Source organism: Rhizobium mesoamericanum STM3625 (genome assembly GCF_000312665.1).
In the GTDB taxonomy this organism is placed as follows: Bacteria; Pseudomonadota; Alphaproteobacteria; order Rhizobiales; family Rhizobiaceae; genus Rhizobium; species Rhizobium mesoamericanum.
Genome location: NZ_HF536773.1, coordinates 1,300,376 through 1,317,326, shown reverse-complemented (window position 1 = coordinate 1,317,326; position 16,951 = coordinate 1,300,376). Strand labels below are relative to the sequence as shown.

The window sequence follows — 16,951 nt, the reverse complement described above, 5'->3', positions numbered from 1 at the left end:
GCCAAACCCTGTTCACATGAAAGGGTTCGGCGCCGGCGACAGCAGCACACTTTTGATCAGCCTTGCGACCGCAGCAGTTTTGATCAGCACTTGGTGGGTCGTGGCAAAGCTCGGCTTGGTGCCGCGCCTCTTCCTGCCGACACCGCAGGAGGTTGTCACGCAGATTGGCGCTGTCTATCGCGACGGCTATGCCGGAGCCTCGCTTGGTGAACATGTTTCGGCAAGCCTCTTCAGAATAGGAACCGCGGCAGCTATCGCCATCGCGGCTGGCATTCCGATCGGCCTTTTGATGGGGCTCAATCGCTGGGCAAAGGGTATCTTCGATACGCCGATCGAATTCTACTGGCCACTGCCACCTCTCGCCTATCTGCCGCTGATGATCATTTGGCTTGGCATCGGTGAGACTTCGAAGGTGACGCTTCTCGTGCTCGCGATGTTCGCACCCATTTGCCTTTCGGCACAGGCCGGAGTTCGCTCACTACCGATCGAACGCGTCAATGCGGCGCGCTCTCTTGGCGCCCGTCCCTGGCAGCTTCTTGTCAGCATCGTTTTGCCGTCGGCCCTGCCAGAGATCCTGACGGGCATCCGCATTGCGCTCGGGGTCGGCTGGGGCACGCTGGTTGCCGCTGAACTGATCGCCTCGAACCGCGGCATTGGCTACATGATCATGTCGGCTTCCCAGTTTCTGGCAACCGATGTCGTTTTCGTAGGCATCGGCATTATCGCCGCCTGTGCATTTGCCTTCAGCGCCGCCGTTCGGCTCTTGGAAGCCACCCTGGTTCCGTGGAAGGGTAAGAGCTAACGGCAGGTGGTACCTGTCTTGGCTCACGACCGGCCGGTTCTACCGGCAAAGGCAGCGACCATTTGAGGCAGATGCAGATCTACGCATTCGATATGAACTGCCTCAGCCATATCAATCACGGCATGTGGACGCATCCACGCGATACGTCCCTTCACTTTACCGATCTCGATCTCGACTATTGGGTGGACTTTGCCTGCACCGCGAGCGGGGAAAGCGCGGCGGGATTATTTCCTGGCCGACATCGTCGGCGTCGTTCCTACGGCGGAAGGTCGAAGCAGTCGGTCGCGGATGGGCGCGTTGCGCGTTCTTAGCCGGCGTGGTCGTTGGCGGCACCGCGAGGGAAGCACTGGACAAGCGTGAGAACGACCATCGACATGCGAGCGTGGAGGCGTCTCTCACGCACTACTCGGCTTCGACAGGCGTTGATTTTTCAATGTACGGCCTGGACGAGTCGATCGAGCGGGCGTCAACCAATGGCAATCAGCGTGCGAAGCCGGTAACGTTACGCCAGATCATTGATCAAACGGTGCTCGGCTGCCGCATGAGAGCCATCGTCGGTTCGGGCCGATCAACTGGCGGATCGCCTGAAAGCTTAAGTTTCTGATGGCGGTGTCGATGGCTTCAATCTTGCACGCACCGTGGCGCCGGAACGCTTGTGTGTTTTTGTTGACCTCGTACCGGCGCTGCGGGAGCGCGGCCTCTTCGTGGCAGACGACGCCGAAGGCCCGCTCAGGCACAAACTGTTCGGTGGCAGCGGCAGGTTGCCACCCTAGCACCCTGCCGCTGCGTTTCGTCGCTAACTACTTATGGTCAAGCCTGGCGACCAGTCGATCGCCGAGCCACTGTATCCCGCAGACAAGCACGATCAGAACGGCAACGACCGCGACCATGACGGCGGTTTCGAAGCGTTGGTAGCCATAGCGGATGGCGAGGTCACCGAGGCCTCCAGCGCCGATCGCACCGGCCATCGCGGAGGCGCCGATTAGGGTCACCAGCGTGACCGTGAAGCCGGCGACGATGCCGGGCAGCGCTTCGGGAACGAGCACTTCGCGAATGATCGTCCAGCGGTTTCCGCCCATGGCGCGCACAGCATCGATCAAACCGCGGTCCACCTCGCGCAGCGAGACCTCGGCTATGCGGGCGTAATAAGGCGTCGCTGCAATGGCGAGCGGCACGATGGCCGCCCATGTGCCAAGCGCAGTGCCGACGATGAGGCGCGTCAGCGGGATCAACGCGACCAACAGAATGATGAAGGGGACTGAGCGGAAGCCGTTGATGATGGCTCCGAGAATGCCGTTCACCCAGGCATTCTCGGCAATCCCGCCCTTATTAGTGAGAACCAGTGCCAAACCAAGCGGCAGGCCAAAGACAAGCGAGATTAGCCCGGATGCACCCGTCATCAGGATTGTTTCCCAGAGGGAGCGAAGCAGGAGATTAAACATGATCGGTGTCATAGCCGAGAACCTCCACCCGTGCCGAGCGGGCCGTTAAAAACTGTAGAACCTTGTCCTTCAAGGCTGGGTCGCGTGTCGGCACAGCAATGAAGAACCGCGCCACCGGCTGGTTCTGGATATGATCGATACCGCCATGAACGAGCCGGAAAGATTGCGGGAGTGCTGCCGAAAGATCGGCAAATACCGCACCCTGTGCTGCCGGGCCAGCCATGTCGATGCTGAGGATTGCTTCGCCACCGGTCGTCAGTGACAATCGGGCGGCAATGTGTTCTGGCAATTGCGGGCGGCTGCCGGACAGCAAGCTCTGGGTGATCGGCGCCTTTGGATCGGCAAAGACGGACCAGACCTGACCTTCCTCGACAATGCGGCCGGCATCGATGACGGCGACGCGATCGGCAATATTGCGCACGACTTCCATCTCATGTGTGATGAGGACGATCGTCAGGCCAAGCTTGCGGTTGATGTCCTTCAAAAGGGTGAGGATCGAACGGGTCGTTTCCGGATCAAGTGCCGATGTCGCCTCGTCCGAGAGCAGCAAAGCGGGACGCGCGGCGAGCGCCCTGGCAATGCCGACGCGTTGCTTCTGCCCGCCTGAAAGAGACGATGGATAGGTCTTCGCCTTGTCGGCGAGGCCGACAAGCTCCAGCAATTCATGCGCGCGGGTCAAGCGCTCGGCCTTCGCGATGCCGGCGATTTTCATCGGCAACGCGACATTCTCCTCCACAGTCCTCGAAGACAGCAGATTAAAGTGCTGAAAGATCATGCCGACGCGGCGGCGAAGAGGCTGCAGATCCTTTTCGTCGAGGCCGACGATGCTGCGGCCCTCGATCTCGATCTCGCCGCTGTCAGGACGCTCCAGCCCGTTAAGGCAGCGGATCAACGTGGACTTCCCGGCGCCGCTGCGCCCGATAATACCGAGGATTTCGCCCCCGTGGACGGTGAGTGATATGCCGTCGAGCGCAGGAGTGGCACCAAAATGGCGATGCACATCGACGAGGCGAACCACTTCGTTTGACGCCGCCTTCGACGTTGCTCCGATTGTGGAGGCCGAGACGATTGAATTCATGTTGTTTCCCTTCGGAAATGCCCAAGGCGGCCTGGGCAAGGAACGCCCGGGCCGCCTTGTTCAACGCGCCTAACCCCTCGGCGCGAATGTAAATCAGTAGGCGCTGAGGCCGGTTCCCTTATACACCTTGTCGAACTCCGCCTTAACGGCATCGTTCTGATAGGATGACACCAGTGTCTTCACCCAGGCCTCGTTCTCGCTGCCCTGCTTGACTGCGATGAAGTTGCGATACGGATTGTCGGCGATCGGCTCCTGCGCGATGCGGTCAGACGCAGACAGGCCAGCCTTCAAAGCCCAGTCCGTGTTAACGACTGCAGCATCGAGATCGTCGATGGCGCGACCGACGACGCCGGCATCAAGCTCCTTGATCTCAACGTTCTTCGGGTTCTCGGTAATGTCGGTGACGGTTGCGAGGATGCCGGTTCCGTCCTTGAGCTTGATAATGCCTTCGTTCTGCAGCACGCGCAGTGCCCGCCCCTCGTTGGATGGGTCATTCGGCACACCGATGCTCGCACCATCGGAGATCTCGGCGACAGCCTTGTGCTTCTTGGAATAAAGGCCGATCGGCCAGACACCCGTGTATCCGACCGGCACGATATGATAGCCATGCTGCGCGACCTGATTGTCGAGATAAGGCTTGTGCTGGAAGGCGTTGGCGTCGATTTCGCCGCGCTCCAGAGCTTCGTTCGGTTGCGTGTAGTCGTTGAAGACGACCGTTTCTATCGTCAGGCCCTTCTTGGCTGCTTCCGCGGTCACGACGCGCCAAACGTCTTCATCCTCGCCGCTCATGATGCCGACCTTGATCGACTTGTCTTCGGCAAACGAAGCTGCCGGGGCTACAAAGGCAATCAGGGCAACCGTTGAGGCGATCGCGGCAAGGCTTGCACGACGTGTCAGGCTTGATTTGGACGTCTTCTTGTTCATTGTGGTGTTTCCCGTCTTGAATTGGTGAGGCGAGCCTCGAACGGCCAGATAATTTCAAAACTGCTGATGGCAAACCAAGCAAGCCGATCTCTATTGCGCTGCAGCACGGAAAAACTCTTCGGCGGCTAGGCGAAATAGCGGGATAAAAATTCTACTGATTTTGTAGAATATTGCTGTTGCCGGGTTCCTGGCCTGACCGTAAGTTAAGCCATCCGAGCGCGAAGAACAAACGTGCTCTTGCAACCAAGGTGATCTGGACCGCGTGCATTGAAGCAGGACAGCGCGAAATCGCAACATAATCTCGTCAACTGGAAGCGCCCCCCCGTTGTCGCGATAATCGGTGGAGGTGTTTCGGGAGCTGGCGTTGCCTACCACCTGGCGCACTTCATGACTGACCGACCGCCGGCAATCATTGTCTTCGAGCCGCGGCGCGAACTCGGCCGGGGGCTTGCCTACGATACCACCGATCCGGCGCATCGCATCAATGTCCCCGCCGCCCGCATGAGCCTGTTGCCGGACCAGCCCGGGGATTTTCTCGAATGGATCGAACGCGATGGTGCTGTCGCCGACGATCCGGAAGCACACCGGCCTGATGGCAACCTCTTTCCCCGACGTCACGTCTTCGGCGCCTATGTCGCCTCAGCCCTCACTCCCCTGGTTCTAAATGGCGCCGTGCAGCACCGTCGGGCGGTCGTTACTGATGTGCGCCGTCACGGTCTATTGTGGGAGATCTCCGACAGTCAGGGCGGGCAGACAGTTGCCGATTTCCTGGTGATCGCCACGAGCCATCCCTCGCCCTCGGCGCCCGGTGCTCTGCAAGCCCTCGAAGGACATCCCCGGTTTGTGGCCGATTCGACCGTTGCCGGAGCCCTCGACGTCATCCGTCGGGATGACCGGTTGCTGATTGTCGGCAACGGCCTGACGGCGGCCGACATTGTCGCTTCGCTCGCTCGCACTGGTCATCGCGGACCGATTACATCGATTTCGCGCCGTGGGTTGAGATCCAGGGGACATGCGCCTTACCCACAGGATCCCTTCGGGGAGTTCGAGGCGGCCCCAGCCGAGAGTGCCACCGCACTCGTACGGACCATCCGGCAGACCATAGCGCGAGCCAATGCGGCGGGGTTGACGTGGCATTGTGTCATCGATCAGGTGCGCAGCCACGGTCATTCGATCTGGCGGAATCTTCCAATTGCCGAGCGCTGCCGGATCGTTCGTCACATTAGACCCTTTTGGGACGTCCATCGGTTCCGTATCGCCCCGCAGGTCGAGGACGTGCTCGACCGCGCAATCGCGGAATCCAGGATGGAAGTGCTTGCGGCATCCGTCGGTCAGGTGGAGCGAGAGAACGACTTAATCCATGTAGAGTTGAGACGGCGGCACGCCCCACCGATTCGGCGCCACTATGATGCGGTGGTCGTATCGACAGGTCCGGCGCATGGCGGTGTTCTTGATAGCCAGAGTTGGCTTGGTAGTCTTCGCGATCATTCGTACCTGCGGCTTGATCCAACGGGACTTGGTATTGCCTGCACCGAGTTCTCGGAGGCAATCGGCGCCGATGGCAGGCCGGACCCCACGTTGCTCATTTCCGGCCCGTTGGCGCGTGGAACGTTCGGAGAGTTGATGGGGCTACCGCAGATCACCGAGCATGCCGTCTTTGTGGCAACCGAATTGGCGGCAAAGGTACGGGCCTCCTGCGATCACGGCTAGTGCGCACTCTCCAGCTCGGTACGCCTGCGACCACTATTGTGGGGTCCGAATTGGTGCGGCGGGATGCCGATCAATTTGCGCCTTCGGCGAAGGCCTCGAGTTCAGGATCGAAGTCGACCTGTACTACGTTGTTGAAGACGGCTGTCGCGAGCATGATGCCAGCAAATGCCACGAGATCAACCAGGGTCTTGGTTTCGTAGCGGGCTTTTAATTGCGTCCAGATCTCGGGCGGGATCGCGTTGGAATTAACAACAATCGCCTTGCCGAATGCAGCGAGCAACGCTTCTTCCTCGGAGAGCAGCAACGCGTCTGGGTTGAAGCCTGCATTGATTAGGGCGCGACGAAAGAAGGTGAGGGCGATCGTCGAGTTCGCTGCCTTCGAAATCGAATGCGAGAAAATCCAGATTGGTCGATCCGCGATTGCCGAGAGCTCGGAGCGCAGCGTAAACCATTCGGCATAGATGCGGTGGGCGACCGGCGAATGCAACAACGTGCGCTTCATGTTTGTCATGCGCCCGCGTATCCTCACCTCCTCGTCATGTGCTGCCCGAATAGCTTCGTTAGATGTGGCGTAGTCAATCTGCGGGATGTGGCTCATGGCAATGCTCGTTCGATGTGGGCAAAACTATCTGGGTCCGATGGATGATTGGCCGGCGGCTCTGATCTTGGCTCGTCCTCGGCCGGTTCGCCCTGATCTTAAACCGGGTCCCGCGCTTCCATAGCGCGTCCATCCGACCACGATCTATATCACCACGAACGACCTCGACTACTACATCGGTCTCGCGGCTTCTTCGGGCAACCAGGAATGATAAAGCGGATGATCGGAAAGGATCGGCAGCGGCGTCGGCTTGCCGGTGCGCTGCGAATGATAGGCCGCGGTAACGAGCTCCAGCGAGTTGCGGGCATCCTCCAATGTCACGGGCGGCTCTCCCCCGGTGGTCAGTGCACGATGGAAGAGTTCGAATTGTCTGGTATAGCCGTCTTCCTTGACGACATAGCTGGCAAGCGCCTGATCTACGCGCTTTTGGTGCTCTTGCGTCCCCGCAATGAAGCTCCAGGGATCACGACCCATCGTGTAGGGCTCGAGAATGCTCTCGACGACGAGATCGGAGAAGCAGAAGCGCAGACGAGAGATCTCCTTGCGGGAGCCAAGCGTCATCGACAGTGTTGCCAGCGAACCGTTCTTCATCTTTACCGACAGTGCCGCCGTGTCCTCGACTTGGATCGGATTGACCAGCGTCGCCCCATAGGAAAAAATCTCGGCACATGCTCCATGCACATAGTTCAGCATGTCGTGCGCGTGAATTGCATGGCCAAGCAGGCCGCCACCCAGCTCGGTCACCCATTTTCCCCGCCACGGAACAGAATAGTAGTCCGGGCCGCGCCACCAATGGGTTTCGATCGTGGTCAGGAACGGCGTGCCGGTCAGGCCGAGATCGATCAGCATCTTGAGTTTCTGAAGTCCCGAGCCGTAGCGATACTGAAATATTGGCATCAGTTGCGGACCTTCGGCCCGAGCGATAATGCGGGCCATCTCGTCAATTTCTGCGATTGAGCCAAACAGCGGCTTCTCGCAGATGACATGCTTTCCGGCCTCGATCGCTTTGCGGCACAGCTCGAAATGCGAGCTTGGCGGGGTACAGATATCGATGATGTCGAGATCGGAGCGAGCGATCATGGTCTCGGCATCCTGGGTATATTCGGGAATGCCGAACTCCTCACAGAGCGCTTGGCCGCGGTCCTCATCGAGCGAACAGAGGACGGTAACGTCAAACAGCTCCTTGTTCCACGCAAAGCCTGTGAGGTGGCGCTGGGCGATCCCTGCCCCGATGATACCGACGCGAAACTTCTTGGACATGGCGAATTCCTCAGCGATGACCCAGGCGCGCGGCCTTCGATTGTGCTTCGAGCGAAAGGCGGCAGACCTCGTAGACATGTGCCTGGGGCATCGCCGTCTCGGTACGGTCGCGGACGTCGGCAGCGAAGGCTTCGAAATAGTCGAGCTTCTCGCTGCTGCAATCGATGTGCGTCATCTCCTTGCCGTTGACGAGGAACAGGTGGTCCTTGCCGGAGCGTCCGGCAATATCGATGTATTTGCGCAACTCGATATAGCCCTCGGTGCCAAGGATGGTGAGACGGCCATCGCCCCAGGTCGGCAGGGCTTCCGGCGTAAACCAGTCGACACGCACATAGCCCGACGCCTTCTCCGAGCGCAGGAGAACCTCGCCGAAGTCCTGGAAGGCCGGCTTATCAGGCATGCCGAAATTGCCGACCGAACTCGCCACGACCTCGCCACGGGTTGATCCGGTATAGAAGAGGAACTGGTCGATCTGGTGCGAGGCGATATCGACGATGATGCCGCCGAACTGCTCCGGGTCGAAGAACCAGTAAGGCCGTGTCGGCAGCTGCAGTCTGTGCGGTCCCATGCCGAGCGTCTGGATCACCGTTCCGATCGCGCCTTCCTCGACAAGCTTGCCAGCCCTGACGGCGGACCGGACGCAATGTCGCTCCGAAAAGCAGATCGAAAAGATGCGGCCAGTTTCGGCAACTGTGCGTTTGACCTCTTCGAGTTGGGCGAATGTCGTTACACCCGGCTTGTCGGTCATAACGTCCTTACCAGCCTTCATGGCGCGGACGGCCAGTCCCGCCCGGTCGCGGGGGATCGCTGCGATGCAGATGACGTCTATCGATGGATCGGCGAAGATCGTGTCGCGGTCGATCTGCGGCGCATCCGGATAGGTCGTTTTGAAAGTTTCCAAAAGCGCCGGCACCGAGGTTTGCGGGCAATATCCGACGAACTCCGCACCCGCAGCTAGCAGCCCTTTTACGTGATCGAACGTGTGCCCATGATCGATCCCGATGACGGCAAATCTCAACATAACTGCAATGACCTCCTGGGGAAATTCCTGACGCTCGGCGTTTGAGTCCCAGGCGATCCCCTCAGGCCGAAACAGATAGCGAAACCCACACGCTGTCAAGGCTGGAAAATTGACGAAAGCCTGGTGAGAATCTATTAAGCTGCTGAAATTAAACGATAACAATCGTGTATCTAAATAGTTATTTATGCAAGGGCAACCTCAGGCAGTCTGGCCTCGAATGGCCGTCTATCTATGGTCAGCCTAGTGGCGCGCTAGCAAAGCCGGCCTCATCTTGATTGAGGGCGCCATCGATCCCCGGCACGCACATTGGCGCGCAACCGGGTGTGCCTCGACTGGCCACGCGCTGTGTTTTTTTTGGCGAGCGAGACTTCCGCCTGTCGTAGCTAATCGTAAGACTGCGCACCCAATATTAGAACGTCCAAACGCACTTCACGGAAGCATACCTTTCAGTTCCTCTCGGGCCGACAAGAGTGACGGAATGTATCGACTGATCACGGTCTCCATTCCCTCGGCAGTTGCCGCGAGCCCGACGTTCAAAGCTGCGACAGTGCGCCCGCGCGAGTTTAGCAAAGGGACCGCTACGGATCTCAATCCTAACTCGACCTCCTGGTCGATCGAAGCATAGCCGCGCTCCCGCGTCGCCACGATCTCCGCCATGAGCGCCGAAATGTCGGTGATTGTCCTTTCAGTTCGCTGTGTCCGCGGTGAAGCTTCGAGCAGCCGGCGCGTTTCATTATCAGGTAGCGCGGCCAGCAGTACGCGCCCCATCGATGTGCAGTAGGCTGGCAAACGGGAGCCCGGCATCAGGGAAATGGACATCACGCGGCGTTGCGCCGCTCGAGCCACATAAACGATCTCAGTCTCGTCGAGTATCGAGACCGAAGAGCTCTGATCAATGCTCTCCGATAACTGGTCCAGAAAGGGTTGGACGATCCGGGGCAGCGGCATTGTCGCAAGGCATCCGGTTCCGAGACGCAACACGCGCGGCGTCAAGCTGAAGAACTTGCCGTCGTAAGCTGCATAACCGGCCGCAGACAGGGTGAGCAGGCAGCGCCTCGCTGTTGCTCTGTCAAGGCCCGTCACCGCCGAGGCATCTGAAATGGATAGGCGCGGTTTCTCGAGACTAAATGCCTCGATGACTTTTAGTCCCTTTGCGAGCCCACCCATAAGGTCGCGTTCCTTGATTTCCATATGGCGGCCCTTTGTTGTGCGATAATCGTACAAATATCATATACCGCACATAATGATTGCCGTCCATGGGTATCTTGATTTACAAGATGACCAACAGACACCTGATCCTTGGTGGGAGGCAAAACGCGATGGACAAAACTGCCGCAAGTTTAAAGGAGGCGGTCGCGGAGATCCGTGACGGTTCAACCGTCATGATCGGCGGCTTTGGCGGATCGGGGGCACCGATCGAGCTGATCCACGCGTTGATCGACAGCGGCCCGAAGAACCTCACGGTCATCAACAACAATGCCGGCAACGGTCGCATCGGCATCGCCGCTATGATCGACGCGGGCATGGTGAAGAAGATGATCTGCTCCTTCCCACGCTCTTCGGATCCGCGCGCATTTACAGATAGATACCTGGCAGGCGAGATCGAGCTGGAACTTGTGCCACAGGGAACGCTGGCAGAACGCATCCGCGCCGGCGGCGCCGGCATCCCTGCCTTCTTCACCCCGACGAGCTTTGGAACGGAGTTGGCCGAGGGAAAGCCAATCGCCGAGTTCGACGGACGCAAGTACGTGCAGGAGCGGTGGCTCAAGGCGGACTTCGCGATCGTCAAAGCGCAAATCGGCGATACCTACGGCAACCTCACTTACAACAAGGCGGCCCGCAACTTTAACCCACTGATGTGCATGGCGGCAGCCCAAACGATCGTGCAGGTCTCCAAGATCGTGCAGGCCGGCGAGATTGATCCGGAGGAGGTTGTGACGCCCGGCATCTTCGTCGACCGCGTGGTTCAGGTGTCAAACCCGCAGCAGGAAGAAGAACTCATCCGGGCAGGCGCAGTTTATGCTCGGGCATATGAGGGAGTTAAGGCATGACCGTGAACACACGAGAAGAAATCAAGCTTTCCAACGCGCAAATCGCCTGGCGGGCGGCGCAGGACATCGTCGACGGCGCCTATGTGAACCTAGGTATTGGCTTTCCCGAAATGGTGGCCCGTTACCAGCCGCCTGGCCGGCAGGCAATCTTCCATACCGAGAACGGCATCCTGAATTTCGGTGAGGCACCAAAGGAGGGTGAGGAAGACTGGGATCTCATCAACGCCGGCAAGAAGGCCGTGACATTGAAGCCGGGTGCAGCCTTCTTCCATCACGCCGATAGTTTCGCCATGGTGCGCGGCGGCCATCTCGACGTCGCGATCCTCGGTGCGCTGCAGGTCGCCCAGAACGGGGATCTCGCCAACTGGCGGGTCGGCACAAAAGGTGTGCCGGCAGTCGGCGGTGCCATGGATCTAGTCCACGGTGCAAAGCAGGTATCGGTGATAACCGAGCACGTGACGAAGAACGGCGAACCAAAGCTGGTCGAGAAGTGCACCTTTCCGCTGACCGGCGTCGGCTGCATAACGCGCGTCTATACCAGCCACGCGGTCATCGACATCGTGGATGGCCGCTTCGTGCTGCGCGAGAAGCTCGCCGGAATGACGGTTGAAGAACTGCAGGCGATGACCGGCGCGCCGCTGGTCGTGGACGGTCCCGTCAAGGACCTCGTCGTACCCGAACTCTGAGGAAATGAAATGGCTGACGCATTTATCTGCGACTACATCCGAACGCCGATCGGCCGCTATGGCGGCGCGCTTTCCGCCGTCCGCGCGGACGACCTCGGCGCGGTCCCATTGAGGGCGCTCATGGAACGCAACCCGAACGTTGACTGGGAAGCGATCGCCGACGTCATTTATGGCTGTGCCAACCAGGCCGGGGAAGACAACCGGAATGTCGCGCGGATGTCGTCGCTGCTGTCCGGTCTCCCATCGAGCGTCACCGGCACCACCATCAACCGGCTTTGCGGCTCGGGCATGGACGCCGTGATAACCGCCGCTCGCGCCATCAAGTCGGGCGAAGCGGATATCCTGATCGCCGGCGGCGTAGAAAGCATGAGCCGAGCTCCCTTTATCATGCCCAAGGCGGAGTCGGCCTTTTCCCGCAGCGCGGAAATCTACGACACGACGATCGGCTGGCGATTCGTCAATCCTCTCATGAAACAGCAGTATGGCGTCGACTCGATGCCCGAGACCGGCGACAATGTCGCGATCGACTTCAACGTATCCCGCGAAGATCAGGACGCGTTTGCCGTACGTTCGCAAGCGAAGGCGGCCGCCGCCCAGGCGAATGGCAGGCTTGAAAAAGAGATCGTCTCAGTGACGATCAAGCAGCGCAAGGGCGATCCGGTCGTGGTTTCGAGGGACGAGCACCCACGGGCCACCAGCATAGAGGCCCTAGCAAAGCTGAACACGGTGAACAAGCGCGAAGGCGCGACCGTCACAGCGGGTAACGCGTCGGGCGTGAACGATGGCGCGGCCGCCCTCATCATCGCCTCGGAGGAAGCCGCCAAGAAATACGGTCTCACGCCGATCTCACGCATCCTCGGGGGAGCGACAGCCGGCGTCGAACCGCGGATCATGGGGTTCGGGCCTGCTCCGGCCACGAAGAAGCTCTGCGCTCGTCTGGGACTTGCGCCCTCGCAATTCGACGTGGTCGAGCTCAATGAAGCATTCGCCTCCCAGGGCATCGCCGTGCTCCGCGATCTCGGTATTTCCGACGACGCGGAGCATGTGAACCGGAACGGTGGTGCTATCGCTCTCGGTCACCCCCTCGGCATGTCGGGCGCGCGTATCGCTGGTACGGCCGCGCTTGAGCTGTCGCTGGGCGGCGGGAGATACGCGCTCGCAACGATGTGCATCGGCGTCGGCCAAGGAATCTCGATCGCGCTCGAACGAGTGTAAGTCGGGATGCGCAGGCGACGGACCGACCGCTGCCTGCGCATCAGAATTAAGCTACCCTTCACCAGACAAGAATGAGGGACCTATGAGCAATTCTGATGATCACAGCGCTGCGGCGCGTCGCCGGGAAGTGCGCATCACAAAAGGCTACACCCTCGAGGACCTCGCGGTCGCGACCGGACTGACGGTGGCTGAAATAACGGCGGCCGAGGAACCGAAGGGATCCGTGCAGAAGCGCCACGTCGCGCGGATCGAAAACGTATTAGGCTTAGACTGAGATCAGTTCTGGACGGGCGCGATGGCCTTCTACCTACCCGGTTTGGCCTTCCGCCTGAGTCTTGCTCAAAAGGGTTAGCAACCGCTCTCCCAGATAGATGGCCGTGTTCAGGTCTTCGTTTGGATTTTGTCAACGTGGATCGCCGAACCTGCTGTCCGAAAGAACACGATGAAGCTTTCGCGCTGGCTCTTGAGGCTAGGAAAGAGGTCGCATGCCTGATGAGTTCAGTGGTAGGCATGCCACCAGTTCTTCAGAAAACTTGGTGCGTTGCTCGAAGTTGGTGGCGTAGGGCGTGAGTAGCCTCTTGAGCTCCCTCTTCACGCGAATACGAAGGATGGCCGCTCTCTCGCTCGTATGGTTCGGATCACGGACACCTCCTTGAGATCATGAAAAGCTGCACTTCACCCGACGCCTTCGCTGATCGGAGACGGCAGTTTGGGTCGGCTCGATGGGCAAAGTGATCAGATTTTAACGCCCTTGGTCCAGACCGGTGTGAGCGTCGAGGACGATGAAGTGCGGCGATACCAAATAATCGAGGTTCTCCGGGGCTAAGGTACTTAGCTTAGAACCGCACTCGAACATATTAGTAACTACAGGGACGATCGTTGCCGAATCCACCAGCGCACGCTGGCCGCAACGCAAAGTCGGCGTGATGAGCGCCATAACCAACCGACCCCGTTGTTTGGGGAGCATCCGAGCTTGTCGAACACGCCGCTGCGGCGCTGGCGACTGCAACAATGATCCCGAGGCGCATCATCTTTCGAAGCGGTTTCATTTTATTCTCTCTACACTGCCTGCCCACGAATTCCGATAGAAACTAGTCCCCTGGCGGAAAGGGAAAATAGCGTGCGCCATCAATACTTCGTCATCGAGTTCTGCAAATGGCAATCTTTTTGGTGCCAGCCCAGCTTTGGCCGTCGCAACACCTGCTAGTGACCGGTTTGGCACGAAGAATGCATGGTACTTCCCAGGGCTCTTTCCTTAGGAGGGAAAAATGACGGCTTTGGTCACTGACATCGTCAACGCCACTGGACAGCTCGAAGCGGCCATTCTCGACGTCACAGCTGCAAATTCCAGCGTCCTCGTTTGCTCCAAGTCAATGAAGGCAAAGGCAAAATTGCTTCCGCAGGTATTGGTAGAGCACTACCCGGAGCTCTCCTGGATTGAAACGGAGCTGCGTGGCGTGTTTGAAACCTGCTCTCACGCCATTGATCGTAAATCGGTCAATCCGGTGGTCGCAAAAGCGGCAATCTCCATCGCCGAAGAATATCGGCAGGTTATCGACGAGCTGAAGAGCAGGAACTAGAGCGCAAAACAGGGAGCTAATTCCGCTTAGGCGCTACAACCGTGTCCAGATCAGCGAAACGCAGATCACCTTCATGGTGCAACCGCGCATATGCACCGTGTCGCCACTGAGGGTGAGCACGCCCGTGAAAGTCTTCTTGCTCTCCGGCTCTACGATGGTTCCGGTGAAGTTCCCGTTGCGGCCCTGGAAGGAGCCAATGCGCTTGCCCGCACTATTGCCCGTCTTCATTGTAATGCAGTAGCCCTGCGCGCATTCATCGATGGCCGCGGTGGTGCCAACTTGTGTTTTCCAGGTGCCGACGACAGGGTCTTGAGCCAAAACACTGAAGGCCACGAGCGTCATAGACGCCGTGGTTGATACCAGCCGTTTCATCGCTTTCGCTCCCCTCATTGACAATCAGGGTATGGCCGCTGGTCCGGCCTAAAGCGTTCCACTATACGCTCCGAAGGCGTCCTGCTCCAGTGGTCAGTGCTTGCTCGCACTCGGCTTGCGCCCGGGACCGGCCCACGCAGCCCCGGGTCATCCGCGCTATGGCTTCACGCTTCCAGCCACTTCACCTGTTCTGGGGTCAGCTTGATATCGAGCGCCGAGAGGCTGTCTTCAAGCTCTGCGATGGTGCGCGGCCCGATCAGCGGGATAACCGGGAACGGTTGTGCGATCACGTAGGCGAGCGCTATATGGATTGGGCTGCGACCGAGCTTGTTTGCCAGCTCGATTGCCCGGTCCCGACGTTCGAAATTGCGATCCGAATACCAGCAACGGACGATTTCCTCGTCGTCACGCTTGTCGCGTCCGGCACGGTCTGTAAAGAAGCCGCGTCCCTGGCTCGACCACGCAAAATTCGGAATCTGCTTGGCGTTCAGCCACTTCTTCCAGGCGTCATCGGAAGCCGCCACGCAGCCTGCCCAGATCGGATCGAGCATTTCGGCAAGCGAAAAGTTATTGGAAAGGGCAGCCGGTGCCGTCTTGCCGTTCTTGGCAGCATAGGTTGCGGCTTCATCCATGCGTTCCCGCGTCCAGTTCGAGCCGCCGAAGATGCCGCGGATGCGACCACGCTTAACCTCCGCGTCCATGGCGTCGACGAACTCACCGACCGGAACATCGGTGTTGTCGCGATGCATGAAGTATATGTCGACGTAATCGGTCTTCATACGGTTCAGTGACTGATCGAGCTGCTTGGCAATGACATCGGGGTAGCAAAGCGGTGAGTGAACACCCTTGCCGATCAGTACGATCTCCTCACGAGCCGGCTTGCGGCTGGTGTGCCAGTCGCCAAAGATGCTCTCAGTCCTGCCGCCGCCATAGACGAAGGCTGTGTCGAAGACATTGCCGCCCGCTTCGTAGAACGCGTCGAGGGTCAAAGACGCGGCCGCAAAGCTTGGGAAGAATTCAAAACCGAGTGTGACAACCGAGGCGGGCTTTGAAATGCCGGGGATCAGGCGCTGCGGAATGGTGTTGCCGCGCTGCACGGCACCGCCTGCGAGGTTCGTGGTTCGCTTATCAGCCTTTTCCACGACATATTCGAGCCCGATTGAGGTACGCCACTGATCGAGGACGCGCAGGTTGCCAACCGAATCGGCCCAGTTCATTCCCGGTGAGCGGAATTCCTTCTCTCCAGCGCGGATTGCATCGCCGGCCGCATCGACCTCGAAGGAATAGAGCCAGCGATCTTCCTTGACCTCGATCGTCTGCTGCTCATTCCCTTTGAAGACCTCGATCCGGCCAACCCCGCCCTTGTGGCCTGAGGCGAACCAGAAGTCCTTGACCTCGATGCGTCCTTCCGAACCGATGATGCGAAGCGTATTGTCCTGCTGCGCCATGATCGAGCACGACACTTCGGCGATGATGCCGTTCGGAAACTTCAGGACGGCGGAAGACCATTCATCGACACCGGATTGACCGAGATGACCGACGCCACAGACCTTCTCTGGCTCAAGGAACGGTTTGCCCTCTACAGCCCCGGCGATCAACCGCGCCATTGAGACCGGATAGCCGCCGACGTCGAGGATACCGCCGCCGGCCGTCTCGTTGGCAAAGAGCCGGTGCTCGGGTTTGAACGAGCCCATGTTGAAGCCGAAGCTCGAGCGGATGATGCGCACGCTGCCAATGACACCCGTTTTGACGAGTTCGACGATCTTGGCCGTCTGCGGGTGAACCCGATACATGAAGGCCTCGCCGGCAAAGACGCCGGCCTTCTTCGCTTCATAATAGATCGCATCGGCGTCGAAAGCGGAAAGGGCAATGGGCTTTTCGACAAGAACGTGCTTGCCCGCGCGGATAGCCTTGATCGCCCATTCGGCATGGCCGGTGTGCGGGGTTGCGATATAGATCGCGTCGACCTCTTTGTCCGTCAGCAGCGCATCATATCCGTTGACGATGCGCGCGCCGGGGAAGTTTTCGCCAAGGCCCGGCTTTTCGGGGTTGCGCGTGGCAATGGCGACGAGCTTTCCGGTGCGCGAATGCGCGATACCGTCCGCAAAGGTGCGGGCGATCGTGCCAGGGCCGATAATGCCCCAACGGATCGGTTGGACTGTGCTCATAGGGAATTGTTCCTCTTCATTGCATAGGTGTTGGGATGAAGGTG

17 protein-coding genes and 1 pseudogene are annotated in these 16,951 nt (G+C 59.3%); 9 read left to right on the top strand and 9 right to left on the bottom strand.

What is annotated here, in order from left to right:
• Positions 1 to 16 precede the first annotated feature (16 nt).
• From BN77_RS26410 to BN77_RS36140, 3 genes and pseudogenes are all read left to right on the top strand, one after another.
• The gene (locus BN77_RS26410; protein WP_244426264.1) at positions 17 to 802 is read left to right on the top strand and encodes an ABC transporter permease subunit; all 786 of its coding nucleotides are present in this window, start codon (positions 17 to 19) and stop codon (positions 800 to 802) included.
• A gap of 71 nt (positions 803 to 873) precedes the next feature.
• A complete protein-coding gene (locus tag BN77_RS35975) occupies positions 874 to 1,113 on the top strand; it encodes a hypothetical protein (protein ID WP_007537941.1) in 240 nt (79 codons plus the stop codon).
• Positions 1,038 to 1,575 (top strand): annotated as a pseudogene (locus tag BN77_RS36140) (LLM class oxidoreductase); the annotation flags it as partial. The gene BN77_RS35975 and the pseudogene BN77_RS36140, both read left to right, overlap by 76 nt.
• Before the next feature lie 27 nt (positions 1,576 to 1,602).
• On the opposite strand, the gene BN77_RS26400 reads toward BN77_RS36140, so the two are convergent.
• The 3 genes from BN77_RS26400 to BN77_RS26390 form a co-directional block, all read right to left on the bottom strand.
• Positions 1,603 to 2,256 (bottom strand): methionine ABC transporter permease, encoded by a 654-nt coding sequence (locus BN77_RS26400; protein WP_028745140.1) that lies wholly within the window; start codon positions 2,254 to 2,256, stop codon positions 1,603 to 1,605.
• Positions 2,237 to 3,322, bottom strand: coding sequence for a methionine ABC transporter ATP-binding protein (locus BN77_RS26395; protein WP_007537934.1), 1,086 nt, complete (start codon positions 3,320 to 3,322; stop codon positions 2,237 to 2,239). The genes BN77_RS26400 and BN77_RS26395 overlap by 20 nt, the downstream gene beginning before the upstream one ends.
• Positions 3,323 to 3,415: 93 nt before the next feature.
• A complete protein-coding gene (locus BN77_RS26390; protein ID WP_007537931.1) occupies positions 3,416 to 4,246 on the bottom strand; it encodes a MetQ/NlpA family ABC transporter substrate-binding protein in 831 nt (276 codons plus the stop codon).
• Positions 4,247 to 4,579: 333 nt separating this feature from the next.
• On the opposite strand from BN77_RS26390, the gene BN77_RS26385 reads away from it, so the two are divergent.
• Positions 4,580 to 5,956: an FAD/NAD(P)-binding protein gene (locus tag BN77_RS26385; protein ID WP_425280259.1), complete on the top strand. Its 1,377-nt coding sequence runs from the start codon at positions 4,580 to 4,582 to the stop codon at positions 5,954 to 5,956.
• A 70-nt stretch (positions 5,957 to 6,026) separates the two neighbouring features.
• On the opposite strand, the gene BN77_RS26380 is transcribed toward BN77_RS26385, so the two are convergent.
• The 4 genes from BN77_RS26380 to BN77_RS26365 all read right to left on the bottom strand — a co-directional run bounded on the left by BN77_RS26380 (position 6,027) and on the right by BN77_RS26365 (position 10,026).
• The gene (locus BN77_RS26380; RefSeq protein WP_007537927.1) at positions 6,027 to 6,554 is read right to left on the bottom strand and encodes a carboxymuconolactone decarboxylase family protein; all 528 of its coding nucleotides are present in this window, start codon (positions 6,552 to 6,554) and stop codon (positions 6,027 to 6,029) included.
• A 171-nt stretch (positions 6,555 to 6,725) separates the two neighbouring features.
• Positions 6,726 to 7,814, bottom strand: a complete 1,089-nt coding sequence (locus tag BN77_RS26375) for a Gfo/Idh/MocA family protein (protein ID WP_007537925.1) — start codon at positions 7,812 to 7,814, stop codon at positions 6,726 to 6,728.
• Positions 7,815 to 7,824: 10 nt separating this feature from the next.
• A complete protein-coding gene (locus tag BN77_RS26370) occupies positions 7,825 to 8,835 on the bottom strand; it encodes a Gfo/Idh/MocA family protein (RefSeq protein ID WP_007537923.1) in 1,011 nt (336 codons plus the stop codon).
• 429 nt (positions 8,836 to 9,264) lie between these two features.
• Entirely contained in the window at positions 9,265 to 10,026 is a 762-nt protein-coding gene (locus BN77_RS26365; RefSeq protein ID WP_007537921.1) for an IclR family transcriptional regulator domain-containing protein, read from the bottom strand.
• A 128-nt stretch (positions 10,027 to 10,154) separates the two neighbouring features.
• Here BN77_RS26365 and BN77_RS26360 point away from each other — a divergent pair, with 128 nt between their 5' ends.
• The 5 genes from BN77_RS26360 to BN77_RS26340 all read left to right on the top strand — a co-directional run bounded on the left by BN77_RS26360 (position 10,155) and on the right by BN77_RS26340 (position 14,367).
• Positions 10,155 to 10,886, top strand: coding sequence for a 3-oxoacid CoA-transferase subunit A (locus BN77_RS26360; protein WP_040678496.1), 732 nt, complete (start codon positions 10,155 to 10,157; stop codon positions 10,884 to 10,886).
• Positions 10,883 to 11,572, top strand: coding sequence for a CoA transferase subunit B (locus BN77_RS26355; RefSeq protein ID WP_007537918.1), 690 nt, complete (start codon positions 10,883 to 10,885; stop codon positions 11,570 to 11,572). The genes BN77_RS26360 and BN77_RS26355 overlap by 4 nt, the downstream gene beginning before the upstream one ends.
• 9 nt (positions 11,573 to 11,581) lie before the next feature.
• Entirely contained in the window at positions 11,582 to 12,787 is a 1,206-nt protein-coding gene (pcaF, locus tag BN77_RS26350) for a 3-oxoadipyl-CoA thiolase (protein WP_007537915.1), read from the top strand.
• Positions 12,788 to 12,869: 82 nt separating this feature from the next.
• Positions 12,870 to 13,061 carry a helix-turn-helix domain-containing protein gene (locus BN77_RS26345; protein WP_007537914.1) on the top strand — a complete coding sequence of 64 codons (192 nt, stop codon included), beginning with the start codon at positions 12,870 to 12,872 and terminating at the stop codon, positions 13,059 to 13,061.
• 994 nt (positions 13,062 to 14,055) lie between these two features.
• Positions 14,056 to 14,367: a hypothetical protein gene (locus tag BN77_RS26340; protein ID WP_007537908.1), complete on the top strand. Its 312-nt coding sequence runs from the start codon at positions 14,056 to 14,058 to the stop codon at positions 14,365 to 14,367.
• Between the two features lie 33 nt (positions 14,368 to 14,400).
• Here BN77_RS26340 and BN77_RS26335 read toward each other — a convergent pair whose 3' ends face one another.
• Positions 14,401 to 14,739 (bottom strand): DUF2147 domain-containing protein, encoded by a 339-nt coding sequence (locus BN77_RS26335; protein WP_007537905.1) that lies wholly within the window; start codon positions 14,737 to 14,739, stop codon positions 14,401 to 14,403.
• Positions 14,740 to 14,903: 164 nt separating this feature from the next.
• On the bottom strand, positions 14,904 to 16,907 hold the full coding sequence (locus tag BN77_RS26330) for an aldo/keto reductase (RefSeq protein ID WP_007537903.1): 2,004 nt from the start codon (positions 16,905 to 16,907) through the stop codon (positions 14,904 to 14,906).
• Between the last annotated feature and the right edge of the window lie 44 nt (positions 16,908 to 16,951).